Origin of the sequence: Bradyrhizobium macuxiense (genome assembly GCF_001542415.1) — a bacterium.
GTDB classification, from domain to species: domain Bacteria; phylum Pseudomonadota; class Alphaproteobacteria; order Rhizobiales; family Xanthobacteraceae; genus Bradyrhizobium; species Bradyrhizobium macuxiense.
Window position 1 is genome coordinate 1 of record NZ_LNCU01000062.1, and the last position, 23,501, is coordinate 23,501.

Annotated in this window: 23 protein-coding genes and 1 pseudogene; 10 read left to right on the forward strand and 14 right to left on the reverse strand. The window is 64.2% G+C overall.

Going from position 1 to position 23,501, the window contains the following annotated elements; genetic code table 11:
* A partial coding sequence (locus tag AS156_RS18500; protein WP_201456007.1) for a transposase occupies positions 1-413 on the forward strand: 413 nt, incomplete at its 5' end.
* A gap of 104 nt (positions 414-517) precedes the next feature.
* Here the strand turns inward: AS156_RS18500 and AS156_RS18505 are convergent.
* Entirely contained in the window at positions 518-1,453 is a 936-nt protein-coding gene (locus AS156_RS18505; RefSeq protein ID WP_066507382.1) for an AEC family transporter, read from the reverse strand.
* A gap of 118 nt (positions 1,454-1,571) precedes the next feature.
* On the opposite strand from AS156_RS18505, the gene AS156_RS18510 reads away from it, so the two are divergent.
* Positions 1,572-2,198 (forward strand): LysR family transcriptional regulator (locus tag AS156_RS18510; protein ID WP_245312938.1); only part of this gene is annotated, 627 nt, incomplete at its 3' end.
* A gap of 29 nt (positions 2,199-2,227) precedes the next feature.
* On the forward strand, positions 2,228-2,440 hold the full coding sequence (locus tag AS156_RS44580; RefSeq protein ID WP_283807931.1) for a LysR substrate-binding domain-containing protein: 213 nt from the start codon (positions 2,228-2,230) through the stop codon (positions 2,438-2,440).
* A gap of 141 nt (positions 2,441-2,581) precedes the next feature.
* Here AS156_RS44580 and AS156_RS18515 read toward each other — a convergent pair whose 3' ends face one another.
* From AS156_RS18515 to AS156_RS40845, 4 genes and pseudogenes are all read right to left on the reverse strand, one after another.
* Positions 2,582-3,520 (reverse strand): class I SAM-dependent methyltransferase, encoded by a 939-nt coding sequence (locus AS156_RS18515; RefSeq protein ID WP_066507183.1) that lies wholly within the window; start codon positions 3,518-3,520, stop codon positions 2,582-2,584.
* A 1,101-nt stretch (positions 3,521-4,621) separates the two neighbouring features.
* Positions 4,622-5,926, reverse strand: coding sequence for an SLC13 family permease (locus AS156_RS18520; RefSeq protein WP_066507186.1), 1,305 nt, complete (start codon positions 5,924-5,926; stop codon positions 4,622-4,624).
* Positions 5,927-6,529: 603 nt separating this feature from the next.
* The gene (locus AS156_RS18525; RefSeq protein WP_347336633.1) at positions 6,530-7,072 is read right to left on the reverse strand and encodes a YciE/YciF ferroxidase family protein; all 543 of its coding nucleotides are present in this window, start codon (positions 7,070-7,072) and stop codon (positions 6,530-6,532) included.
* A pseudogene (locus AS156_RS40845) lies at positions 7,070-7,331 on the reverse strand (NADH-quinone oxidoreductase subunit B); the annotation flags it as partial. The pseudogene AS156_RS40845 and the gene AS156_RS18525, both read right to left, overlap by 3 nt.
* 64 nt (positions 7,332-7,395) lie before the next feature.
* Between AS156_RS40845 and AS156_RS46040 the strand changes: the two are divergent.
* Positions 7,396-7,635 carry a zinc-binding dehydrogenase gene (locus AS156_RS46040; protein WP_066507188.1) on the forward strand — a complete coding sequence of 80 codons (240 nt, stop codon included), beginning with the start codon at positions 7,396-7,398 and terminating at the stop codon, positions 7,633-7,635.
* Positions 7,636-7,821: 186 nt separating this feature from the next.
* Here AS156_RS46040 and AS156_RS18535 read toward each other — a convergent pair whose 3' ends face one another.
* Complete coding sequence (locus AS156_RS18535) at positions 7,822-9,294, reverse strand: protein adenylyltransferase SelO (protein WP_066507388.1); 1,473 nt, start codon at positions 9,292-9,294, stop codon at positions 7,822-7,824.
* 195 nt (positions 9,295-9,489) lie between these two features.
* Here AS156_RS18535 and aspS point away from each other — a divergent pair, with 195 nt between their 5' ends.
* A complete protein-coding gene (aspS, locus tag AS156_RS18540) occupies positions 9,490-11,265 on the forward strand; it encodes an aspartate--tRNA ligase (protein ID WP_066507190.1) in 1,776 nt (591 codons plus the stop codon).
* 155 nt (positions 11,266-11,420) lie between these two features.
* Here aspS and AS156_RS18545 read toward each other — a convergent pair whose 3' ends face one another.
* Positions 11,421-13,406, reverse strand: coding sequence for a hypothetical protein (locus AS156_RS18545; RefSeq protein ID WP_066507192.1), 1,986 nt, complete (start codon positions 13,404-13,406; stop codon positions 11,421-11,423).
* Positions 13,407-13,639: 233 nt separating this feature from the next.
* Between AS156_RS18545 and AS156_RS18550 the strand changes: the two genes are divergently transcribed.
* Both AS156_RS18550 and AS156_RS18555 read left to right on the forward strand, forming a co-directional pair.
* The gene (locus tag AS156_RS18550) at positions 13,640-15,949 is read left to right on the forward strand and encodes an NADP-dependent malic enzyme (RefSeq protein ID WP_066507194.1); all 2,310 of its coding nucleotides are present in this window, start codon (positions 13,640-13,642) and stop codon (positions 15,947-15,949) included.
* 194 nt (positions 15,950-16,143) lie between these two features.
* On the forward strand, positions 16,144-16,596 hold the full coding sequence (locus AS156_RS18555; RefSeq protein WP_066507197.1) for a DoxX family protein: 453 nt from the start codon (positions 16,144-16,146) through the stop codon (positions 16,594-16,596).
* Between the two features lie 47 nt (positions 16,597-16,643).
* Here the strand turns inward: AS156_RS18555 and AS156_RS18560 are convergent, their stop codons facing one another.
* The 4 genes from AS156_RS18560 to AS156_RS18575 form a co-directional block, all read right to left on the reverse strand.
* On the reverse strand, positions 16,644-17,201 hold the full coding sequence (locus tag AS156_RS18560; RefSeq protein WP_082747583.1) for a dihydrofolate reductase family protein: 558 nt from the start codon (positions 17,199-17,201) through the stop codon (positions 16,644-16,646).
* Between the two features lie 21 nt (positions 17,202-17,222).
* Positions 17,223-18,227 carry a polysaccharide deacetylase family protein gene (locus AS156_RS18565; RefSeq protein ID WP_066507204.1) on the reverse strand — a complete coding sequence of 335 codons (1,005 nt, stop codon included), beginning with the start codon at positions 18,225-18,227 and terminating at the stop codon, positions 17,223-17,225.
* A gap of 172 nt (positions 18,228-18,399) precedes the next feature.
* Positions 18,400-18,969 (reverse strand): glutathione peroxidase, encoded by a 570-nt coding sequence (locus AS156_RS18570; RefSeq protein ID WP_066507206.1) that lies wholly within the window; start codon positions 18,967-18,969, stop codon positions 18,400-18,402.
* 80 nt (positions 18,970-19,049) lie between these two features.
* Complete coding sequence (locus AS156_RS18575) at positions 19,050-20,864, reverse strand: L,D-transpeptidase (protein WP_066507208.1); 1,815 nt, start codon at positions 20,862-20,864, stop codon at positions 19,050-19,052.
* 304 nt (positions 20,865-21,168) lie between these two features.
* On the opposite strand from AS156_RS18575, the gene AS156_RS18580 reads away from it, so the two are divergent.
* Positions 21,169-21,645, forward strand: a complete 477-nt coding sequence (locus AS156_RS18580; protein ID WP_430641803.1) for a CreA family protein — start codon at positions 21,169-21,171, stop codon at positions 21,643-21,645.
* 43 nt (positions 21,646-21,688) lie between these two features.
* Here the strand turns inward: AS156_RS18580 and AS156_RS18585 are convergent, their stop codons facing one another.
* Entirely contained in the window at positions 21,689-21,916 is a 228-nt protein-coding gene (locus AS156_RS18585; RefSeq protein WP_066507214.1) for a hypothetical protein, read from the reverse strand.
* A gap of 494 nt (positions 21,917-22,410) precedes the next feature.
* Between AS156_RS18585 and AS156_RS43345 the strand changes: the two genes are divergently transcribed.
* Entirely contained in the window at positions 22,411-22,566 is a 156-nt protein-coding gene (locus AS156_RS43345) for a hypothetical protein (protein ID WP_201456062.1), read from the forward strand.
* 42 nt (positions 22,567-22,608) lie between these two features.
* A complete protein-coding gene (locus tag AS156_RS18590) occupies positions 22,609-23,004 on the forward strand; it encodes a hypothetical protein (protein ID WP_066507217.1) in 396 nt (131 codons plus the stop codon).
* Positions 23,005-23,051: 47 nt separating this feature from the next.
* Here AS156_RS18590 and AS156_RS18595 read toward each other — a convergent pair whose 3' ends face one another.
* Together AS156_RS18595 and AS156_RS43350 are read right to left on the reverse strand one after the other, a co-directional pair.
* Positions 23,052-23,318 carry a DUF6719 family protein gene (locus tag AS156_RS18595; RefSeq protein WP_066507219.1) on the reverse strand — a complete coding sequence of 89 codons (267 nt, stop codon included), beginning with the start codon at positions 23,316-23,318 and terminating at the stop codon, positions 23,052-23,054.
* Positions 23,318-23,470: a hypothetical protein gene (locus tag AS156_RS43350; RefSeq protein WP_201456063.1), complete on the reverse strand. Its 153-nt coding sequence runs from the start codon at positions 23,468-23,470 to the stop codon at positions 23,318-23,320. The genes AS156_RS18595 and AS156_RS43350 overlap by 1 nt, the downstream gene beginning before the upstream one ends.
* Between the last annotated feature and the right edge of the window lie 31 nt (positions 23,471-23,501).

Here is a 23,501-nt window from a genome sequence, read left to right on the forward strand (position 1 = left end):
TGGCGCACGCACCCGAGCGCCTGCATGAGGAGATCACCGCCGATTACAACGGCATGATCTATGCCACGACCCCCGAGCAGATCGCCACCCGGCGCAGGGCCTTCATCCGCAAATGGCGGCTCAAACATCGCGCCGTGGCCGACAGCCTGGAGGAGGCTGGCGAGCGGCTGTTCACCTTCGCACGTTTGCCGCCGAGCCAGTGGAAGAGCGTGCGCACCACCAATGCCATTGAACGTCTGCACGAGGAGTTCAAACGCCGGATCAAGACACAGAGCGTGCTGCCATCGGCAGACACCGCCGCCATGTTGTTTTGGGCCTTGCTCGCCTCGGGCCAGATCAATCTGCGCAAAGTCGATGGCTGGCGGACGCTCGACACCAAACCCGATGATCAGCCAATTGACCTCGTCGCATGATCAGATAGCTTCATGAACCCGCAGACGCGCCACACCAATTCCAACCACTTCCCGGACGCCACCCGGCGCCGTCGGGCAACTCAGTGATTGGCGTTTCCGCGGCGTCACCTGGCCAGCGCGAGATAGGAGCTCAGCGTGACCACCGAGACGATGGTCGACGCAAGGATCACGTTGGACGTCACGTTGGCCTCGCGCCGGTAGAACTCCGCCAGCATGAAGGGGCCCGTGCCGGTCGGCAGCGCGGCGAGCAGCACGGCGGTATGTGTGAGCAGCGGCGACAGGCCGAACACCAGCGTCGCCATCACCCAGGTGACGGCCGGTTGCAGCACGAGCTTGAAGCCGACGAGCAAGGCCGCCGATCCGATATCCTGCTCGGATGCCTCGCGCTTCGCTGCCAGGAACAAGCCGAGCGCGACGAGCGCGCAGGGTGACGCAGCGCCGCCAAGCAGCTTCAGGAAATTCTCCGCTGGCGCAGGGACGCTCAGGCCCGCGAGCGGAACGATCGCGCCGAGCGCCGGTGCGACCAGCAAGGGATTGAGCAGCAGCGAGCGGCCAACCTTGATGATGACGTGCCTGCGGCGCTTCTCGGTCTGCAGGCCGGTTTCGATCAGCACGATGGCGATCGCAAACAGCACGCAGACCGTGATGATGGTGGCAATCAGCGTCGGGGCCAGCGCCTCGCGGCCGAGCGCTGCGACCGCCAGCGGAAAGCCGACGAAGCCGGTGTTGGCGTAACCCGCATTGAGGCCGTCGATGGCGGCATCGACCAGGTGCCGGCGGCCGCGCCAGCGTACGGCGATGGTCAGGCCAAACACCAGCGCTGCCCCGATGCCGAAGGCGGCGATGAAACTCGGCTGCCAGACGTCGGCCCATTGGGCATGGGCGATGACGTCGAACAGCAGTGCGGGAAGGGCCAGATAGACCACGAACCGGTTGAGTTCCCCCGAGGCCTGGGGCCCGACCACGCCGGTCCGGCGGACGATCCATCCGGCGAAAATGAGGGAGAAAATGGGGAGGACGGCGGTGAGGGGCGAGAACACGGGCAGGCCTGACTTGATGGGGCAGCGCATTAGCTCTATCCAGCGGCTCTGTTATCATCCAATACTGATTGGCGTACCCATTCATACCTTTTCGGTATCAATGATCGACATCAGGCAAATGCGCTATTTCGTGGCGCTCGCGGAAACCCTGCACTTCGGCCGGGCGGCGGAGCGCCTCCACATCAGCCAGCCGCCGCTGAGCCGGCAGATGGCCGCGCTGGAGAAGGAACTCGGCGTCCGCCTGTTCGAGCGCCAGTCGCGGCGTCCGACGCTCACCCATGCCGGCCGTCGCTTCCTGGAGGACTCGCGGGCGGTGCTGATGAGCTTCGACCAGGCCTGCCGCAACGCGCGCCTCGCCGAGGGCGGCGAGCTCGGCGAGCTTGCGGTCGGCTTCATGATGCACGCCGCCTATACGAGCCTGCCCAATTTGGCGCGGCGCTACATGGCCGGTCACCCCGAGGTGCACGTCGAACTGCGCGAGGTCGTGCCCGGCGCGCTTGCCGACGCCGTGCTGACCGGGCGCTTCGACGCCGCCATCATGTTCAACCCCGGCCCGATCAAGGGCCTCGAGACGGAGATCATCCATCGCGAGCGAATGTGCCTGGCGCTGCATCCGGACCATCCGCTCGCCGCTCACGCGATGGTCGGGGCCCAACAGCTCAAGGGCGAGCCGCTGATCGCAACCCCGACCGAGGCGGCGCCGATGTTGCGCGAGGCGATCGTCCGCTACTGCCGTTCCGGCGGGNCGGGTTCGAGCCGACGATCCGGCTGGAAGTGGAGCTGCAGCAGACGATCGTCAGCCTCGTTGCCGAAAACCTCGGCGTCGCGCTGGTGCCGGAATCGATGGGGAAGCTCGGCATCGCCAATCTGGTGCAACGTGATCTCGAAGACGCGCCCGCCATCGAGCACGTGATCGCGTGGCGGCCGGGCAATCTCAACCCGGCGTTACGGCCGTTCCTCGCGGAAGCGCGGGGCGGCCCGGGATAGCAGGCGAGGGATTTTGTGGCGGGTGGATGCGAGTCACAAGGCGTGTGCTCACAGGTGTTGGCTTCTGACGAAGAGTCGAGGTTGCCCAGCTTGGCCTTCATCGACGGGCTAATGGACCCGAAGCCGACATCAGAGCGCTGCTCAGCGGCGTTCGCCAATGCGCTGTCCCTTACTCACGCGCGCCAGTGCTATGTGCAAGCTGGCAGGCGGTTGCTTGAGCGTGGTGCTTGCTCCGCGATAGCGTTTCCACATCGCCTTTCCGTCCAGATCTTCGATCAGCTCAAGCTCAACACAGGCGAGATCGTTGACGATCTCATCGGGATTAAATCCTGAAATCCAAGGCTCGCCGATTTGCGCTACCACCTTGGCGTTCTCATTCTGGGGTGATCGCGATGCGCCCGGGGCGAACTCGGCCTGGTCGACATAGGTGAATACGAGTTCGCTCCCCGGAGCACCGCAGGTTGCCACTGCCCCCAAGGTTGCCAGATTGGCGTCGCGCGTGAGGTACACCGTAACGCCGAGCCACGAGAAGAATGCTTTCTCGTCCGTGCGGAAGGGGGAGCGCGCCAAAACCGACGCCAAATCCTCATTTGCGAGGTCGGCAGCTATGAACTGCACAGACGGCGGAAGTGACATGCCGCATTCCTCAATGCGTTGGATCTTCATGGCCTGCGTCGCAGGATGGTCTATCTCGAAGATCGTTAGCGCGTCGGAAAAGGCGGGGCGGCGAAGCACGAAGCTGTCCAATCCAGCGCCGATCAGGACATACTGACTAATGCCCCTCATTGTCGCCTCCCGCAGCGCATCCTCTGCATAGCGGGAGCGGATCACCACTCCAGGGAGGGAGGTGTTGGTCAGCAGGAACTCGTCCAACAATGAAGCGGGCGTCCGCAGGGCGCGGGCACGCGCGTCCGAATCCATTTGGGCCAATATTCGCTCGGCCATTCTTTCGCGTTCGGATTGCGGAACGAGTCGATCGCCCCAAGGGTCGTCCAAAAGAGGAAATGGGTCGGACCGCGAATGGACCGCTCTCATGAGCGACGTCACCAGCGCGGTGCGGCTGGGCAATGACTCGATCATCGCGATCCTTCCTGGGACGACTTGTCTTTGCCGCGGCGGAATAGGGCTCGGTATTGTGGGCGATCTGTCACGACGGACGAAAGACTAACCTGAAAACAATTTAAAAGCTGCCCATTTGCCGAACAGACAGACAATAACCTTCGCAATCGCGCGGCTGAGAAGGCTACTGGAGCTCACGCGTACGCCGCATAAGCGCGGAAATGGCGCGAAGCCGACATGCGGCCATGTCGGCTTCAACGTCGATGATAGGGCAACAGCGGCGACAAGCGCAGACGACATCAGGACCGAAGTTCAACTGGTACGGAGAGCCTGCGCGAGGTTTGACCTAGTGCGGACGTCTCGATCGCTTGAGCTCGGCGACTTGAAACTTCCCGGCAGCGTCCAGGCTGCTGCAAATCCAGTAGGCCCTGTTTCGGTAGTCGCCCAAGAACACCTTGGTCTCGACGCAATCCACGTAGGATTTGTAGGTGAGGTTGTCTCGGCACGTGACCGAGAAGGGTCCATGTGCTTGTCCGCCAGCAGACTCGCTACACCCGACCCAAGGCAAATTGCCGTGTGGTAGACTTGATTCACAACCACCGTTGCAATTGCTGGCGACTTTCTCCAGCCTGGCAATTCTCCCCAGTGGTGAATCTGGCGACGGCGTTCGCGCGGTCGAGGATGACGTTTGAGCGGTTCTCGATCTCCGGTGCGATGCCACTGCGTTTGCCGTCGGCTTCGGACTGCTTGGCGTTGCTACCGACTTCGGCGCTTCGACCGTGATGCTGGGAAGCTGTTTGCTCGAGTCAGTTGCGGTTTGCGACGCGGCCGGGCCGCACAGCAAGACAGTTGATAGGACAGCGACGGCTGAAGGCGCGACAAAGCTAGACGACAATCTCATGACATGCCCTCCCAAATTCGGGACGGAAATGCCGTCCCGATGGATGCACGGTACCACCATAAGTTCCGAACGGAGCCACCTAGGGTTGAAACGATGTCTGCCGTTGACTCGCCATCGACATGACGGCCAGGCGTTGGTCGCTCGCGCCTTCCAAGGTCAACTTCCGACAGCGAAGCAGACGTGGCGATTTATGAGCACACTCCCTGTGCAACGGCCGTCGCTCAGCCGATCCAGTTGAGCAGCCTGAACCAGAGCAGATAGAGCGGGCCGAGCAGCACGAACGAGATTAGCGCGACCGTGAGGCACATCTTGACAGTGGCGCCGGTCGGCACCCTGGCCATACCGGCCGCGACCACGATCGGTGCGGCCTGATAGGGCAGCAGCGGCGTCGCATAGGCGAAGACCTGCGACATCAGCACGGTCGGAAGAGTTAGGCCTGTGTGTGCGGCGAGCGACGACGCCAGCGGCGTGAACACGGCAGGGACGCCGTTTGCGGTGACGACGAAGTTCAACAGGCTCGCAAGCCCGATCATCGATGCGAAATCCGCGGCGGGCCGCGCCGGATCGAGCGGCAGATGCGGAATGATGAGGTCGCCGATCGCGCTGCCGAGACCGGACCAGGCGACGACGGCCGCAAGCCCGAGGATGCCGCCGAGATAGATGCAGGTGCGGACATTGACGCCGGCGGCGAATTCCTCGCCGTTGAGGAAGCCGATCCGCGGCAGCAGGCAGAGGCACGCCGACACCAGTCCGACCCATGCCGGGCGGATGCCGTGCAAGGTATCCGTCATCCAGAAGGCGAGGGTCACGAGCAGGATGATCGAAAGCCGCCACTCCGCTGCGCTCAATCCGGTCGTCTCGGCGCGGTCCTCGATCGGCCGCGGCGATGCCGGAAACATCCAGACCAGGCAGCCGATCAGCACGAGGCCCTTGAGGATGCCGAGCACCGGCGCGTGCAGCAGCAGATAGGACATGTAGTCGAACTGGACATTGTAGGCGCGCTCGGCGGCGCCGGTCATGATCAGGTTCGGGACATTGGCGGGCAGGATCGACGCCGAGAGCTGGTAGGTGCCGAAGCCCACGGCAAGCGCGAGCGCGTTGCGGCCCGGCGATCCCTGTGCGAGGCCGGCGCGATCGGCGAGCGCCATGATGATCGGCATCAAGAGCGCGATGCGGCCCATGTTCGACGGCATCACGAATGCCAGTGCATAAGTGATCGCGATGACGCCGGCCACCATGCGGAGCCAGGATCCGGTGAGCCGGCCCGCCAGCTTGCCGGCGATCCGGTCGGCGAGCCCGACCTTGCGGATCGCAGAGCCGATAACGAAACCGCCGAGCACCAGCCAGAACGCCTCCGACTGGAAGCCGGAGAACAGCACGTCCGGAGGCGCGGCGCGAAACACGGCGACGGCCGCGAAGAACAACAGCGCGGTGAGATACTCCGGCAGCAGGCTGGTCGCCCAGAGCAGGATGGCGATCGCGGCAAACCAGCCGGGATGGATCAGCGACGAGGCGGTCTCGGTCATGATGCGGGATCAGAAGCGCGGCAGGAGGAATCGGCGATGTCTGCACGCCGACTCGGCATTGTCGCCGACGTTAACACCGCGCGGGCCGGCTGTATGGCTGAGGTGGGCAGGGCTGAGGTGCCGAAATATGGATACTGCGCCGCGCGTCACGCCGGGGCGCGTGGAACGGGCAACGCGAACACATGCAGGCGGGCGCTCCCGGCGCGGGAGCAGTGAGGGGACTCACACAAACTGTTGTCGATGCGATCTCCGGTGATGCAGCGTCAGGCTGCTCACTCGTGGTGCATGTTGTTCGTGGGCCGGCGTGCCGCGGGCATCGCCAGCACGACGAGGCAGAGCCCGATCATTGCCATTCCCACGAATTCAAAGGCAAACGCGTCCACGGCTCATTCTCCCCCATTGGAAACATTTAGACTTGTTGGGGGAGTGTTGACGACTTGTTAAGTCACATGGTTACCGCGCACGGGTGCGGAGCATGGTGGAAGGTGAGTTAATGCTCACGACATGCCGCGCGTCGCGGAATCTCGCGCGCTGCTCGATCGGCGGCATTTTGCGGGTGCCTCCGATCGAAGTCTCATCCGAGAAGGAAGCCTCGTGGCGCGATCATGCCGCCAGGGCATCCTGGTTGATCTCGCCCTTGGCCAGTGCCGTCAGCAGCATATCGGCATGCCGTTTCTCCTCGAGGCTATCGTGCAGCAATCGCTGGTCGTCCCGCAGGTCAAGCTGGCCGGCAAGCGCAGCCGCGCTGCCATAGGCCGCGATTTCGTAATGTTTGAGCCTCTGCGCCGAAGCGATCAGAGCGGCATCGCGAAGGTCGTCATTGGGCAATATCGAGACCATCTTGGCGGTCTCACCGATCAGCGCCTGCATGGCCTGGTCGGTGTGCAGGTTCGGGTCAGCACCATGCATCCGCAGCAGCGCCTTCAGCCGCTCGCCCTGTACAACGGTTTCGCGCTGATGGCGGCTGAATGCGTCCTTCAGCGACAGATGCGATGCGACTTCCGCCATACTTGGCAGGGCTGCAGCGAGCTGGCTCTCGGCGCTCACCAGTTCCTGAAGCTCGGCGATATACATGTCCTTGAAGGTCGTGATTTTCATGCTGGGACCTTTCTTGTTTCGGCGCGGGAGCGTTTGCTCAATGCGCATCCGGTCGTGGACCCTGCGCAATGCGGGGGCCATCTTGTTGCATAGCGTTCCCGAGACGATCATGACGTCCGATTGCCGCGGCGAAGCGCGCGGTGCCGCGCCGAAACGCTCCACGTCGTAGCGCGGCATCGACACCTGCATCTGCTCGATCGCGCAGCAAGCGAGCCCGAACGTCGTCCACATCAGGGATCCCGACCGCGCACGTTACCAGGTCGTCGAGCGGGGCGACGAAATAGCCGTGGTCGCCGAGCTCGTGGTGCCGCCCCTCGAACCAGGTCTGAGACTCCGTCATCGTCATCGCAGTTCCTCGGGGCTTCAGCGGCATGGCGCTGGAACAGTCCACGTTGGAAGCGGAACGGAACCTCGACGAGGGCGGGGAAGGCGTCCCGCGATATCCGGCAAACGATCAGCGCAAGAAATCGTTGCTAAAAATCGAGAGCGGTGGGGCCGCTGGCGTTGATTTGAAGCCGGTCATCGCGAAGACGTTCCGGTTCGACGAGATCGCAGACGCGCACCGCTTCCTGGAATCGAACGCGCAGTTCGGTGACGGTGTGATTACGTAGGGAGGGTCAGGCGCAAGCNGCCGTAATCCGCCGCGGCGCATGCGCAGAGGTGGCGGATTACGCTTCGCGAATCCGCCCTACAAAGCTTCACGAGCCGTGCGTAGATGGGTAGAGCGAAGCGAAACCCATCGATCTCGCGCGTGGAGGCATGATGGGTTTCACTGCGCTCTACCATCTACGAGGACCTTACGTCCCGCAGAACGTCTGTGTCACCAACTGCTCGGGCAGCGGTGGCTCGGCGTAAGCCGCGTATTCCGGCTGGTCCTCGAACGGCTTTGCGAGCACGGTCAGCAGTTCCTCGAACGGAGCGTAGTCGTCATTGTTGACGGCGGCCTGGATCACCGCCTCGATGCGGTGGTTGCGCGGGATGAAGGCAGGGTTGACGGCGCGCATCGCGTCCTTGCGCTCGGCCGACGTTTGCGGCTCCAGCGCGAGGCGCGCGCGCCAGCGGCCGGCCCATTCGTCGAAGGCTGCGGGATCGGTGAACTGTGCGCGGACGTCGGCGGCGTCATCGGCCGCGGCGTCGCCGAGATGGCGGAAGGTCAGCGTGAAGTCGGCCTCGTTCTTGGCCATCGTGTCGAGCAGGTCCTGGATCAGCGCTTCATCGCCGTCGCGCGCGGTGAACAGGCCGATCTTTTTGCGCAGGCCGGCATTGTAGGCCACCGTGAACTTTTCCGGGAATTCGCCGAGGATCGTCTGCGCCTGTTCGATCGCCTTCTCCTGCTCGTCGGCGAACAGCGACAGCAGGCATTCGGCGAGCCGGGTCAGATTCCACAACGCGATGCGCGGCTGGTTGGCGTAGGCGTAGCGGCCCATCTCGTCGATCGAGGAGAACACCTGCGCCGGGTTGTAGGCATCGAGGAAGGCGCAAGGGCCGTAGTCGATGGTCTCGCCTGAGATCGAGGTGTTGTCGGTGTTCATCACGCCGTGGATGAAGCCGACCAAAAGCCAGCGCGCGACGAGATCGGCCTGCCGCGCCACGACGGCTGCGAGCAGGGCGTGATAGGGCTGAGCGGCGGCCTTCAAATCGGGGTAGTGCCTAGCGATGACATGGTCGGCGAGCGCGCGCACGCCGTCGGTGTCGCCGCGGGCGGCGAAGAACTGGAACGTGCCGACGCGGATATGGCTCGCGGCGATGCGGGTCAGCACGGCGCCGGGCAGCGCGGTCTCGCGCATCACGGCCTCGCCGGTGACGACGGCGGCAAGCGAGCGTGTGGTCGGGATGCCCAATGCGAACATCGCCTCGCTGACGATGTATTCGCGCAGCACCGGTCCAAGCGCGGCGCGGCCGTCGCCGCGGCGGGAGAACGGGGTGGGGCCAGATCCCTTGAGCTGGATGTCGCGGCGGACGCCGTCTCTGTCGACGACCTCGCCGAGCAGGATGGCGCGGCCGTCGCCGAGCTGCGGCACAAACTGCCCGAACTGGTGGCCCGCATAGGCCATGGCGATCGGGTCGGCCCCGTCAGGCACGCGCTTTCCGGCGAGGATCTCGGCGCCCTCCGGCGTCGACAGCAGGTCCGGGTCCAGCCCGAGCTGGATGGCCAGCGGCCGGTTCAGCTTGATCAGCCGGGGGGCGGCCACCGGGGTTGGCGCGACGCGGGCGAAAAAGTTCGCCGGCAGCGCCGAATAGGTGTTCTGGAACGGGAAATGGATGGTCATGAACAGAAGATAGGCCCGCGGGGCGAATAGGCAAACGATCGGGCGCCAGCCGCCCGGAAAATTCACCATTTGGGCGAAAAACCGGGCGTTCCCTTGGTTGCCGCCCCCGGTTGCCTCGGGTAAACCCTCCGCAGCTTCGGAACGTGCCTCGGGCCGTCCGATTCGTTTCCTCCGACATCAGTTTTTGGGACACCCATGCATCGCTACCGGTCACACACATGCGGCGCGCTCCGAGAGAGCGATATCGACCAGACGGTCCGGCTCTCCGGCTGGGTCCACCGGGTCCGCGACCATGGCGGCGTGCTGTTCGTCGACCTGCGCGACCATTACGGCATCACCCAGTGCGTGGCCGACCCGGACTCGCCGGCATTCGCCGAGGTCGAGAAGTTCCGCTCAGAGTGGGTGGTGCGGATCGACGGCAAGGTGCGCCGCCGCCCCGCAGGTACCGACAATCCGGAACTGCCGACCGGCATGGTCGAGATCTACATCAAGGAGATCGAGGTGCTCGGGCCCGCCGCCGAGCTGCCGCTGCCGGTGTTCGGCGAGCAGGAATATCCCGAGGATATCAGGCTCAAGTACCGTTTCCTCGACCTGCGCCGCGAGAAGCTGCATCAGAACATCATGACCCGCGGCGCGATCGTCGATTCCATGCGCCGGCGGATGAAGGAGCAGGGCTTCTTCGAATTCCAGACCCCGATCCTGACGGCGTCATCGCCGGAAGGCGCACGCGACTTCCTCGTCCCGTCGCGCATCCATCCCGGCAAGTTCTACGCGCTGCCGCAGGCGCCGCAGCAGTACAAGCAGCTGCTGATGATGTCGGGCTTCGACCGCTACTTTCAGATCGCGCCGTGCTTCCGCGACGAGGATCCGCGCGCCGACCGTCTGCCGGGCGAGTTCTACCAGCTCGACGTCGAGATGAGCTTCGTCACCCAGGACGATGTGTTCGCGGCGATGGAGCCGGTCATAACCGGCGTGTTCGAGGATTTCGCCAAGGGTAAGCCGGTCACCAGGAACTGGCCGCGGATTCCGTTTGCGGAAGCCGTGCGCAAATACGGCTCCGACAAGCCCGACCTGCGCAACAAGATCATCATGCAGGAGGTCTCCGAGCACTTCCGCGGCTCCGGCTTCAAGGTGTTCGCGCGGATGCTGGAAGACCCGAAGAACCAGGTCTGGGCGATCCCGGGCACGGGCGGCGGCAGCCGCGCGTTCTGCGACCGCATGAACTCCTGGGCGCAGGGCGAAGGCCAGCCCGGCCTCGGCTACATCATGTGGCGCGAAGGCGGCGAGGGCGCTGGTCCGCTCGCGAACAACATCGGACCGGAACGCACTGCTGCGATCCGCGAGCAACTCGGCCTCAAGGAGGGCGATGCCGCGTTCTTCGTCGCCGGCGATCCGGAGAAGTTCTGGAAGTTCGCAGGCCTTGCCCGCACCAAGCTCGGCGAGGAGCTGAACCAGATCGACAAGGACCGCTTCGAGCTCGCCTGGATCGTCGACTTCCCGATGTACGAGTATGACGAGGAGAACAAGAAGGTCGACTTCTCGCACAACCCGTTCTCGATGCCGCAGGGTGGCCTCGACGCGCTGACGACGCAGGATCCGCTGACGATCAAGGCATTCCAGTACGACATCGCCTGCAACGGCTACGAGATCGCCTCCGGCGGCATCCGCAACCACAAGCCGGAAGCGATGGTGAAGGCGTTCGAGATCGCGGGCTATGGCGAGCAGGAAGTCGTCGAGCGGTTCGGCGGCATGTACCGCGCCTTCCAGTACGGCGCGCCGCCGCATGGCGGCATGGCGGCCGGACTCGATCGCATCGTGATGCTGTTGTGCGGCACCAACAATCTGCGCGAGATCTCACTGTTCCCGATGAACCAGCAGGCCATGGACCTCCTGATGGGCGCGCCGTCGGAGGCAACGGCCAAGCAGCTCAAGGAGCTGCACATCAAGGTCAACCTGCCGGCGAAGGGCTAGCCTTGGCAGTCACCTCGTCCCGCTCTTGCGGGGAGAGGTCGGCGCGAAGCGCCGGGTGAGCGGTTTCTCTCCGCGCACGCTCATCTTTCGAATTTGCGGAGGCAGCCCGTCACCCCGACCCTCTCCCCGTAGAGAACGGGGCGAGGGAGAAGAGATCACAACCCCGTCGAGGCCTCGATCTTGAATTGCGCCAGCGCACTGGGCGGATCGGTCTTGAGCAACTGCATCAGCTGAAGCGCCGGCGCCTTGGCGCGCGGGGTCAGCTTGATGACCAGCGTTTGCCCGGGCGTCTCGATGAATTGGCTGATCGCGGTGACGAGGGCGGTGGCATCCGGATCGGCTCCGCCGCTCGCGTCGCCCTGCGCCTTGATGCTGTTGAGGATGGCGTTGCGCGCTTCGTCGCGGCTGACGTTCTGGGTGCGGGCGTACTGGGCGATCGCGATATCGATGACGCCGAGATCGTGCACGGTCAGCTCGATCGTGCCGGCTTCGATCTGCGCGGCCGCGCCCATGGCCTCCGCGGCGCTGGCGGAGAATGCCTCGCGCGGCACGTTGGCGAGCGAGACCTTCGCCGATGCATTGAGGAGGCCCGCAATGTCGAGCTTGACCGGCTCGAGCGCGAACGAGCGTGACGCCTCGGTCCAGGCAGCGCCGAGATCGGCATCGATGGCCATCGGGTTGATCCCGGCTGCGACGAGTGCCTGCTGCCGGGGATCAGCTGCATCCAGCGGTGCCGCCATTTTCGCGATCAGCCGAAGCTTGCTGGGGATCGACCCGACGAACTGACCCCAGTCGAGACTGAAGACATCGATGTTGACCGGCTTGCCGGTGGCCTTGTACGGCGACGCGAAATCCTTGACCTCAACGCCCTCGAGCAGCGGGAACAGCGCCAGCGCCTGTTCAGGCGACGGCTTCTGAGCGGCGAACTGTGCCGACAGCCGGACGAAGTTGGCGACATCGAGCGACTTCAGCGCGAAACGTCCGACCTTGATGGGGCCCTTCGGCGCGCGCGCATCGAGTCCCTCGATTGCAAGCTCACCGATCTTGCCGCCATCGAGGTTAAACCGCGTCGAGGCGAGCTTGAGCGGGCCTTGCGGCGTCTCGATCGAGAGTCCGTGCATCTCGGCATTTCCGATCCGGATGCCTTGATAGAGGCTGGCCAGCCTGTCCATCAGCTCGCGCGCCTGGGCGGGAGACGGCGGCGGGCTCCCCGGCGGCGGTATCATCGCCAGCAGCGCCGGCAGCTGCATCTGCGATGGCCTGAACCCGACGTCATCGACGGTTATGCCCTCGATCCGCATCTTCATGCCCCGCGTCGAGGTCACCTCATACGGGCCGGCCGAGACGTGCCGGTAAACCCGATAGTCCCTCGCATCGTCGCTCTTGCCCGGATCGAAGATCGCAGCCATCGCGCCGATATCGATGTCGCTTGCGACGACATTGGCGAGATTGCCGGTCATCTTGACCGCCTTGCCTGCCGCCTGGGAGTTGAAGATGTAGACGACGCCGTCGCTCCTGGAAGAGGTGATCTTTCCGTCCTTGATGTTATCAAGCACAAGGTTCGAATAAGTGTACTCGCCGCCGCTGCCCTCGGCGCCGGGCGTGGCGACCTTGATCGTGCCGGTCAGACTGGGGGCCGTGATCGACGTAGCGCTGACGCCGGCCAGATATACGAGGCCGAACCCGTAGAGATCGAACAGGGACGCCGACTTCCGTAGTTGACGAACGCCGGTGGGGCCGATGAAATCCTTCACCGTGACCTGCGGCAGCTTGTAGTTGAGCGTGAAGGCCTGCTTCTCGCCCATCGTGGCATCGATCTCGACGTCGCGGGCCTCAAGGCTACCGGCGGAAAAGCGCGAGGTGTCCGATCGGTCGACGCCGTAGGCCATCACGGTGGCTGCCTTCAGCCTGAACGGCGGCTGCGTGCCGGTGTCGATGGCGATATCCCCGATGGTCAGGGTGCGCTGCATCAGGTCGAATGAAATCCGGCCGTGACTCGCCGTGCCGCCCTCGGCGCGGACCTGGTCGAATACGGCCTCCACGGCGCTGGTGATCCGCCGCTGGGTATAGAGGTCGAAGCCGAAGAAGCCGCCGATCGCAATCACGATGACGGCGACCAGGCCCAGCAGGATTTTCTTCATTCGGTCAGCTCCGGATCGTGCAAAGAACAAAATTTGCTATTCCCGGGTGGGATGCCACGGGGAGAGGGCGGCATTCGACGAACGTGCCGCCGCTGGCCTGTTGACGGGGACCTTATCGGATGTTGCATCCAAGCGGTTGGGCATGCTTCACATCCAGTTCGATTTGCCGGAAACTGACTCTTCTTAGATTAGCATAGAAACAAGATTTAAGGGCCGGAAACGCGGGAGCACGCATGTCGTCATCGTCGGAAGAACTGCATAACGCGGCGCTCGCTTACCACCGGCTCCCGCGGCCTGGTAAGCTCGAGATCCAGGCGATCAAGCCGCTCGCCAACCAGCGCGACCTGGCGCTGGCCTATTCGCCGGGCGTCGCCGCCGCGTGCACCGAGATCGCCAAGAACCCCGCCGAGGCCGCAACCCTGACGGCCCGCTCCAACCTGGTGGCGGTGGTCTCCAACGGTACCGCGGTGCTTGGCCTCGGCAATATCGGGCCGCTGGCCTCGAAGCCTGTCATGGAAGGCAAGGCGGTGCTGTTCAAGAAGTTCGCCGGCATCGACGTGTTCGACATCGAGATCAAGGCGGATACCATCGAGCGTGTGGTCGAGACGGTCGCAGCGCTGGAGCCAACCTTCGGCGGCATCAACCTCGAGGACATCCGCGGGCCGGAGTGCTTCGAGATCGAGGCGCAGCTCAAGGAGCGCATGAAGATCCCGGTGTTTCACGACGACCAGCATGGCACCGCCATCATCGTCACGGCCGCAATCGTCAATGGCCTCCTGCTGAACGGCAAGAAGCTTGCTGACGTGAAGATCGTCTGCTCCGGCGCGGGGGCGGCGGCGATCGCGACCCTCAATCTGCTGGTCTCGATGGGCGCCCAGCGCAAGAACATCTGGGTCTGCGACATCGACGGTGTCGTCTATGACGGCCGCAACACCACGATGGATCGCTGGAAGGCGGTCTACACGCAGAAGACCAGCGCGCGGGTGCTGGCGGACGTCATTCCGGGAGCGGACATCTTCATCGGCCTGTCGGCGCCGGGCGTGCTCAAGCCGGAGATGGTCAAGCAGATGGCGGACCAGCCGCTGGTGATGGCGCTCGCCAACCCGGTGCCGGAGATCATGCCGGACGAGGCGCGCCAGGCGCGGCCTGATGCCATGATCTGCACCGGACGGTCGGACTTCCCGAACCAGGTCAACAATGTCCTGTGCTTTCCGTTCATCTTCCGCGGCGCGCTCGACGTCGGTGCCACCGCGATCAACGAGGCGATGAAGCACGCGGCGGTCGACGCGATCGCGCAGCTCGCGCGCGATCCGCCGTCGGACGCCGTGGCCCACGGCTTTGAACCCGGCGAGACGCAGGGGTTCGGTCCTGGGTCGCTGATCCCGAGCCCGTTCGATCCGCGGCTGATCCTGCGCATCGCGCCGGCCGTGGCGAAAGCCGCGATGGAGTCGGGCGTCGCGACCCGGCCGATCACGAACTTCGACGAATACTGCGCCGAGCTGCAGCGCTACGCGTTCCGTTCCGGCATCACCATGAAGCCGGTGTTCGCCAAGGCGAAGACCCAGCCGGTGCGCGTGATCTACGCCGAAGGCGAAGACGAGCGCGTGCTGCGCGCCACCCAGGTGGTGCTCGAGGAGAAGCTGGCGCGGCCGATCCTGGTCGGGCGTCCGTCGGTGGTGGAGACCCGGATCAAGCGCTTCGGCTTGGCAATCCAGGCCGGCCGCGATTTCGACCTCATCAATCCCGAGGACGATCCGCGCTACCGCTCCTATGTGCAGTCCTATATCGACGTCGCCGGGCGGCGCGGTGTAACGCCTGACGCGGCGCGTACGGTGGTCCGCACCAATAACACGGTGATTGCGGCGCTGGCGGTGTCGCGCGGCGAGGCCGATGCCATGCTGTGCGGGGTCGAGGGCCGCTTCATGAGCCATCTGCGCCATGTTCGCGAGATCATCGGCTTCCTGCCGGGGGTCGGTGACTACGCAGCGATGTCGCTGATGATCACCACCAAGGGGGCGTATTTCCTGGCCGACACGCAGGTGCGCCCGAATCCCAGTGCGGAGGAGCTTGCCGAGGTGGCGTCGCTGGCGGCGGTTCACGCCCAGCGCTTCGCCTTCAAGCCCAAGATCGCTTTCGTGTCACATTCCGACTTCGGGAGTTACGATACGGACTCGGCGCGCAAGATGCGCCGCGCGACCCAGCTCCTGAAGGACAAGCATCCGGAGATCGAGGCCGACGGCGAGATGCAGGCCGACACGGCGCTGTCGGCGATCGCGCGCAAGGCCGTGCTGCCGCAGTCGCGGCTGGAAGGTGAGGCCAACATCCTGATCATGCCGACGCTGGATGCGGCCAACATCGCCTATCAGACCATCAAGGTGTTGGGAAATGCATTGCCGGTTGGCCCGATCCTGATCGGTCCGGCGCGCCCGGCGCACATCCTCACCCCCGGTGTCACGGCGCGCGGCATCCTCAACATGACCGCGGTCGCCGCGGTCGAAGCCCAGGAGCGCGCCGGCCGCGCGCAGCCGACGCTGTTCGGCTAGGGCATGATCCGGAAAAGTGTGAAGCGGTTCTCCGAAAAGATCATGCTCGAACAATGAGATGAGATCACGATGCGATTCCGTGTCATCGCATCCTGATACAGGCGAGACGGATTCGATTTGATCGAAGCAGGCGGAGCGACCATAATCGCGCCGCCTGCTTCGTCCGACGCCCGCCAATCAGTGAGGCCGACCCCATGCCAGCATTCATCGTCTTCGGGCGAATCCTGTTCGCCGTGCTGTTCCTTTATTCGGGGGCGACCAAGCTGTTCGGCATCCAGGCGACGGCGGATCTGCTCGCGGCCAAGGTGACCATCCCCGCTGTGGTCGCGCCCTATACGCAGCAGATCGAAACCTTCGCTGGCATGCCGTTCATGCAGCTGCTGGCGATCGTGGTCGGAGCCTTCGAGATCATTGCCGGTCTGATGATCGCGGTGAATGTGCTGGCGCGGTTCTTCGCGATCCTGCTGATCATCTTCGTGTGCTTCACGACGTTCTACTTCCATGATTTCTGGAATCAGCCGGCGCCCGACAACCTCAAGACCCTGATCGAGGCGCTGAAGAACCTGTCGCTGATCGGCGCGCTGTTCATCATCGCCGGCTACGGCCGCGGGCCGAGCAGGAACGACCCGTCTTACGGGGACGTGTAGGGGCGCGAAAGTTCAGCGTTCGGCCGTCATCGCACCGACCGCGATGATCAAGCGATCCGCCGCCACGGCGTCACGCTGACCTCTTGCGCGGCGTCAATCAGTTGCGGCTCGCCGGCATGCAGGCCGTGCGCGGCGAGTACCTGTTGCGGCGAGCGGGCAGGGACGCCGGGAAAGCAGGGCTCGCCGTCGGGGATCTGCACGCGCGATGCGACCGACAGCCAGAACGTGTCGTAGCGGTCCATGAACATCCCGAACACGCCGGGGCCGCCGATGATCGCGGCCATGCCCGACGTGACGCCGGCCGCACGGCTTGCATCGTCAAACGAACAGCCGGCGGGATTCCACAAGAGCGACTTCGGATTGGATGGATCGGGCGCGGTGGCCTGCACCTTACGCGTCAGGATCAGGCGCCGCCGCTTCGGCGCGTTCGGCTGCTCCTCCTGGGAGTGGCGGCCGTGCACGATCAGGTCGGCGCCGTCGAGGGCTGCGGTGAAGAACCGCTTGTCACCCTCGATCTTGAGATCGTCGGGCATCACGTTCCGCGCATTGGCCAGCCGGCCGTCGGCGGAGACGATGACAAAGCCCTCGATACGCAACGCCGGCACAGAGATCGTCGCCGCCGCCGCTTACTGGTTGACCGTGGTGACGACGCTGTTCACCGGCCGCGAGCTCACGGTCGGCAGCTTGACGTCCTTGGCGAGCTCCTGCTCGTATTGCGGCAGCACCGTCGCCGGGAATTTGGCGCGCATCGCCACCACCTTGTAGCCGCCGGCCTTCAACTGCTGCAGCAGCGTGGGCAGGGCTTCCGCGGTGTGCTTCTGGAAGTCGTGCAGCAGGATGATGCCCTTTCCGAGCTTGCCGAGCTTCTTCATCACGGTGTCGATCACCTGCTGCGGGTTCTTCGACTTGAAGTCGAAGGAGTCGAGGTCGCAGGAGAAGATCGCGATGTTGCGGTTGCCGAGATAGGTCACCATCTCCGGCGGATGCTGCAGCGCCGGGAAACGGAAGAACGGCGCCGGCGAGACCTCGAGCGCCCATTTGATGGCGGCCAGGCCGCGCTCGATCTCGTCCTTCTTCTGGTCCTCGGTCAGCTTCTTGTTGTTCAGATTCTCATGCGACCAAGTGTGCGAGCCGACCGTGTGGCCGGCCGCATAGACCTGCCGCAGGATTTCCGGATGGTAGGTCGCGTGCTTGCCGATCGGGAAGAACACGCCGGTGGTACATTCATCCGCCAGCGCCTTCAGCACGGCCGGCGTGTTGACCGGCCACGGACCGTCGTCGAAGGTCAGCACCACCTCGTGGTCGCGCAGGAAGTCGAGCTGCTTGAAGTGCTCGAAGCCGAAGCCCGGACCGCCCGTGGTGTCGATCTCGACCGTGCGGCTGACGCCGAGCGCGTTCGGGTTGTTGCAGGCCGCGCGGGCCGGTTGAGGCGGTTGCTGCGGCGGGACCGGGGGTGTCATGGCCGCGGCTGGCGCGGGCGCCGCCGCAGCAGGTGCGGGGGCAGCGGCGGCCTGTGGCGCGGCTGCGGGCGTAGCAGCGCCGCCCTTGACCGGTGGAGTCTGCGACCAAGCCGCGCTCGACGCGAGCAACGAGACCGTCCCCGCGAAAATCAGACCTGCAGCAATGCGCATGGCGTGTTCCTTGCTGATCCCGCTCCCGGTGTCGGCGCTTGGCCGTTGCCGGGCCGCTTCCACCCCCAACCGATAGTACCCTAGTTGGATTGGGTCCGCCAAGGCAACGAAGGTGGCGGCCTGGCCATGATATCCCCGTTTGTTGAGTTAATTCCGGGGATTACCGGCGCGATCAGGCCACCGCCAGCGTCCGCGCGATGGCGGTCTTGATCCGTGTGTCCTCCGGCACGACCGACTCAGGGAAGACGTCGGCGATGTAGCCGTCGCGACCGATCAGGTATTTGTGGAAGTTCCAGCGCGGCACGTCCTTCGGCCGCGCCTCCGCGGCCCATCTGTAGAACGGGTGCGCGTTGGCGCCCTTCACGACGGCCTTGGCTGATATCGGGAAGGTGACGCCGTATTGGTGCTGCGCCGTCTCGGCGATCTCGGTCGGGCCGCCCGGCTCCTGGCCGCCGAAGTCGTTGGAGGGGACACCGATGATGACGAAGCCGCGATCGCGAAATTCGGTCCACAATTGCTGCAAGCCGGCGTACTGCGGCGTGAAGCCACACAGCGAGGCCGTGTTCACGATCATCATGGGATGGCCAGTGTAGTCGGCGAGGCGGATCTCGCCGCCGGCAAGCGCCGCGAACGAGAAGGCATAGGCCGTGATGCGGCTGATCGCGGGCGCTTGCGCATGCAGAGCGCGCGATCCCGCGGTCGCGGCCAGTCCCGCCACGATCAGTGTCCTGCGGTCGATCATGGTGATGTCCCCGGATAATCCGCAGGGATGATAATCCAGTCGGCGGACCCGGGCCTTCAAGAAGCCGTTATGAGCAAGGTCTAACGCAGCGGCACGATGAAATCGGTGCCTTCGCCGGTCTCGCCCTGGTTCACACCGAGGTCGGAGACGATGATCGATCCGCCGGTGCCGAGTGCATCGTTGATCCGCGCCATCGCGTCGGCGGGAATCGTGATGCGGTCGAGTGCTTCGGCCGGGCTGTCCGACAGCGGCAGCGGCTTTGCCTCGATCTCTGCGGCGCCGGCCATCTTGCGGCGGTGCGAGATGCGCTCCCGCGCCTCGACACGCGCAGCGTTGCGCGCCGACATCGGCAGCGAGATCACCGACCAGCGCAATGCATTGGGATCCTTCTTGTCGGCTTCCGCCGTGAAGATATGCGTGCCCAGCGGCCGGTCGCTCGGTGCGATCGTCACCGGCACTTCGAACAGCGGCGCGAAATTCTGCCGCACATAGAGCTTGGAATCCTTGCGGCTGATGAAGACCGCGATCTGGCCGGTGCGCTTCGGCACGTCGATGCTTGCAACGCCCGGCAGCCGCGTCGGGTCCTTCTTCGCATCGGGCGCATCCGCTGCAGTCGCCGGCGCGGCCGGCTTATCGCTGGCGTTGTCAGCAGGCTTATCAGCAGTCTTGTCGGCCACCTTGGCAGCATCCGCCTTCGGCGCATCGGCGGTCACCGTAGCCTTGGTGGCATCCACCTTCGGCGCGTCGGCGCCGGCAACCTTGGCGTCCGGCTTCGGCGCATCGGCCTTCACTTCGGCCTTCACACGGTCGCTTGCCGAGACCTCTGAGTTCGCGCTTTCGACGCTGCCCGTCACGGAGGTTTCGCCGACCGTCTTGTCGTTGCTGGCGGCATCGGCGGATTTGGTATCGGCCGGTTTGTCCGCGGCGGTCTCGGGCTTGTCCGAGGCGGCCCGCGCATCGGGCTTTGCATCGCCGGCCGTCGCCGCACTTGCCTCTTCGGACTTGTCGGCAATCGCGGCGCCGGCCACATCGGACATCGTCACCGATGCGCTCGCGGACGGCATCGTGCCGCTGGCGTCGGCAGTGTGGGTGTTGTCGCGCAGCGAGCCGGGCTGGTCGGCATGGCCGACAGTCGAGCGCAGTTCAATGCTGGTCTCCGGCTTGTCCGCGCCCTTGTCGCCCTTCACGCCGAGCGGCGCATCCTTCTTCAGGAGATCGTCGGCGACCGGCTGCGACGGCACGACCTTCTGCGTCACGAGCAGCGGGTGCGAGAAATTCTCAGGCGTGATGGTGCCGGGCGTGACCACCACGCGCGCGCCCATCCGGGTCCAGTTGTACATCTTGACCGCGAACCCGGTGGGCATGCGGATGCAGCCGTGGGACGCGGGATAACCGGGCAGCACGCCGGCATGCATTGCGATGCCCGACCAGGTGATGCGCTGCATGTACGGCATCGGCGCGCCGCTGTAGATGTTGGAGCGATGGTATTTCTGCTTCTGGATGACGCTGAACACGCCCATCGGGGTCAAATGCCCCTTCATGCCCGTCGATACCGGGCTCTCGGCATACAGACCGTTGACGTCGTAGAGGCGCACCTTCTGCTGGTCAATCGAGATCGCGATGATAAGCGGACCCTGCGGCTTGGCGGCGGTTTCCTTGGCGGCAACGGGCTCCTTCTTGACCGGATTGCGTCGCACTTTCTGCCGGTGCGGCTGAGGAGGCAGCATCGGTTCGGGCTCGCCGTAATAGGCGGAGTCAGGTCCGTTCCAGTAGTACAGTGCTGCGTCGGCCTGGGTGGAGGCTCCGATCGTGCCGGCCGCCGTCAAAATCGCAAACTGCCAAAACCGCTCATTCGCAAAATCAAAAATCGAATGCCGACGTTCGCTTGCGCGCATTTTCCGAATCCCAGTCCAAACTATCCATTGGTTGTCGCAGACGTGGAAAGCGTTCACCAGCGCGAGCGATCTAACCCTTCCGTGATCCCGTATTTTTCGCAAAAAGCGTAACAAAAAAGCCTCACAGAAGGTTAAAGCGGCCTGACAGATCACCAATCTGTCAGCGCCTTTCCGTGCGGCTGTTCCGCACTACATACGCGACGACTTATCAGCGGAGACCTCCATGACGTCGAGAAGTGTGAGCCTGTGTGACATCCGTGCCTTGTATCCGTGGGGGTGCGCGTTGCTGCTTCTCGTCGTGGCCATGGCACAGGCGGCTCCTGTCGCAGCGGCGGACGAACCGGACCTGATCTTCCGCCGCTCGACCGTGTTCAAATGGCTCAGCCCGAACGACAAGCTCGCCACCTACGGTGTCGACGACCCCGAGGTCGAAGGCGTGGCCTGTCATTTCACGGTGCCGGAGAAGGGCGGCTTCAAGGGCTGGCTCGGTGTGGCCGAGGAAGTCTCTGACATCTCGCTGGCTTGCCGGCAGATCGGACCGATTCGTTTCAAGAATAAAATGAGCCAGGGCGACGATATGTTCCGCCAGCGGCGCTCGCTGTTCTTCAAGAAGATGCAAATCGTGCGCGGCTGCGACGCCAAGCGCAACGTGCTGGTCTATATGGTCTATTCGGACAGGCTGATCGAGGGCTCGCCAAAGAACTCCACCTCGTCGGTGCCGATCATGCCCTGGGGCGCGAGCGACGCCAACGTGCAGAAATGCGGTGAGTTCATTCAGTAGCTGATACAATGGCTTGAGCAGCGAAGCTGAGGCGATGGACGATCTATCGCTTGGTCTGGCCGAACTGCTTCGCACGTGACTCGAAGCGTGCTTGTTCGGGCCGTACGTTCGTGTCGCGGCAACCAACGAGCCGGACCAGCTTCTGCGGTGCGCATTCATTGTCGCCCATCACGTGGGTGCCCTGTTGCGGCATCGCTCCCGTCATCTGCTGTTGTCCCGTTTTGCGGGTCGCAGACTCATTCCCCATGTTGCCATTGCCCACGACTGACATCCTTCGTTGGATTGGGGATCACGACAACGTGCCACCGCGGAGTTGGTTGCACGGTGCACGCGTGAGTCGGCAGGAACCGCTGCAAGGTTCACCATCGGTCATGCGATGCTGCCGCATGTCTCAGCAGAGGAAAGTTAAGAAAGCGCCGTAGGCCGCTCAATTCACGCGTATATTCGATCATCGACGCTGGCTGGTGGATTGTCATGCCGTCGACCGCGCGCGCATGTTGGCGTGGCGTGTTGGGCAACCTCCGTCGTGATGAGGAGCGGGCGCGTACGTCCCCCGCGCGTTTTTGACTTCGCGCGTGTTACGAGGCGGTCACTGAAAACATTGGTCTTTTCCGGCGAATGTTTCGTCGCGCATTGGCCGACGAAACAATTCGCGTGCCGACGAAACCATTTTCCGCTTTTGCCGCAGAACTCCGGAAACGCCGATTAGTTATCAAACTGTCAACAAACGGCGCAGACGACGAGCGCCATAGCGGAGACGGTCAAATGCGGACGATCAGCTTCATCCTCGCTTTCGCCTTCGTGATGGCCGGTCCATCGGTGGCGGGATCGGCGGACGGTGGTCTGCCCGGCATCGGCACCTTCTCCTACAATGGCTCGCCGATCATGCCCGCGTCGTCGATGGTGGTGGCGGCCAACTGACCGCAACACGCAAACGAGAAAATTGCCGGAAAAAGGCCCCGCATGTTGCTCCGTATCTGTTCCGCCGCGATGTTCGCATCCCTCGCCCTGGCCGGCTCAGCGCAGGCTCAGTCGCAGCTCCCCCTCGAATCCATGCAGATCCGGACGCTGTTCAAGATGCCCGAGCCGCGCGATGAATTCGTGCGGGCGTGCGCGCCTCACATGCTCGGCCGTTGGGCGCACCCCGAGGCCGTATGCGGCTGCCTGCACGATCACGCCGCGGCGACGATCGAAGATCCCGACCTGCGTCAGGCGCTGCTGCGCGGCATCAGCGAGACCGGCGTGCCGACGATCGAGACCGATTGGGTGCCGCCCTCCAAGCAGTCCGAGATCGGCCCGACCTTCACCAAGATCGCCAAGCCGACGCTACAATGCATGTTCGAGCCGTCGACGAACTGAGCGGTCCGTTCCTCCGACGATGATGAAATTGCCGGCGAGGGAGATAATTACCTTCTCGCGAGGCGCGGCACGCAGGTGCGGGTGCGTACCACACCGGTCTCTTTCAGCTGCGACCCCATTACCTGCTTGATCTGACCGGACGGGCACGATCCGTCATCGACCAGCACGCGTTGACCGACGCGTAGACCACCGATGTCCTGTTCGCGCGAAACCGCCTGCGCCTGCTGCGCAAGGGCAGGCGCGCCCGCTGTCACCAATGCAATGGCGCCGAACAGCGCGCCGAATCCAAAGCGCCGCATCGCGGTCTCCTTCATCACTTGTTCTGGATCTTCACGCCGCCGGGACCGACATTGATCTGCAGGCCGTCGGGCTGCTTCTTGGCCTGATAGAGATTGTAACCGAGCACGCCCACGACGACGACCAGCGCACCGATGATCAGATACAGGATGTTGCGATTGCCGGGCATCCGGTATCTCCCTGGCTGGCGCGGTTGCGTG

What these genes read in the sequence shown, in the direction of transcription:
- AS156_RS18585 (WP_066507214.1), bottom strand. Translation starts at nt 21,916, where the DNA reads ATGTCAGTCGTGGGCAATGGCAACATGGGGAATGAGTCTGCGACCCGC.
- AS156_RS18565 (WP_066507204.1), bottom strand. Translation starts at nt 18,227, where the DNA reads ATGCGCATTGCTGCAGGTCTGATTTTCGCGGGGACGGTCTCGTTGCTC.
- AS156_RS18595 (WP_066507219.1), bottom strand. Translation starts at nt 23,318, where the DNA reads ATGAAGGAGACCGCGATGCGGCGCTTTGGATTCGGCGCGCTGTTCGGC.
- AS156_RS18590 (WP_066507217.1), top strand. Translation starts at nt 22,609, where the DNA reads ATGTTGCTCCGTATCTGTTCCGCCGCGATGTTCGCATCCCTCGCCCTG.
- AS156_RS18545 (WP_066507192.1), bottom strand. Translation starts at nt 13,406, where the DNA reads ATGAAGAAAATCCTGCTGGGCCTGGTCGCCGTCATCGTGATTGCGATC.
- AS156_RS18525 (WP_347336633.1), bottom strand. Translation starts at nt 7,072, where the DNA reads ATGCGCATTGAGCAAACGCTCCCGCGCCGAAACAAGAAAGGTCCCAGC.
- AS156_RS18570 (WP_066507206.1), bottom strand. Translation starts at nt 18,969, where the DNA reads ATGATCGACCGCAGGACACTGATCGTGGCGGGACTGGCCGCGACCGCG.
- AS156_RS18520 (WP_066507186.1), bottom strand. Translation starts at nt 5,926, where the DNA reads ATGACCGAGACCGCCTCGTCGCTGATCCATCCCGGCTGGTTTGCCGCG.
- AS156_RS18555 (WP_066507197.1), top strand. Translation starts at nt 16,144, where the DNA reads ATGCCAGCATTCATCGTCTTCGGGCGAATCCTGTTCGCCGTGCTGTTC.
- AS156_RS18575 (WP_066507208.1), bottom strand. Translation starts at nt 20,864, where the DNA reads ATGCGCGCAAGCGAACGTCGGCATTCGATTTTTGATTTTGCGAATGAG.
- AS156_RS43350 (WP_201456063.1), bottom strand. Translation starts at nt 23,470, where the DNA reads ATGCCCGGCAATCGCAACATCCTGTATCTGATCATCGGTGCGCTGGTC.
- AS156_RS18580 (WP_430641803.1), top strand. Translation starts at nt 21,169, where the DNA reads ATGGCACAGGCGGCTCCTGTCGCAGCGGCGGACGAACCGGACCTGATC.
- AS156_RS18515 (WP_066507183.1), bottom strand. Translation starts at nt 3,520, where the DNA reads ATGATCGAGTCATTGCCCAGCCGCACCGCGCTGGTGACGTCGCTCATG.
- AS156_RS43345 (WP_201456062.1), top strand. Translation starts at nt 22,411, where the DNA reads ATGCGGACGATCAGCTTCATCCTCGCTTTCGCCTTCGTGATGGCCGGT.
- AS156_RS18550 (WP_066507194.1), top strand. Translation starts at nt 13,640, where the DNA reads ATGTCGTCATCGTCGGAAGAACTGCATAACGCGGCGCTCGCTTACCAC.
- AS156_RS18535 (WP_066507388.1), bottom strand. Translation starts at nt 9,294, where the DNA reads ATGACCATCCATTTCCCGTTCCAGAACACCTATTCGGCGCTGCCGGCG.
- AS156_RS46040 (WP_066507188.1), top strand. Translation starts at nt 7,396, where the DNA reads ATGGCGCTGGAACAGTCCACGTTGGAAGCGGAACGGAACCTCGACGAG.
- aspS (WP_066507190.1), top strand. Translation starts at nt 9,490, where the DNA reads ATGCATCGCTACCGGTCACACACATGCGGCGCGCTCCGAGAGAGCGAT.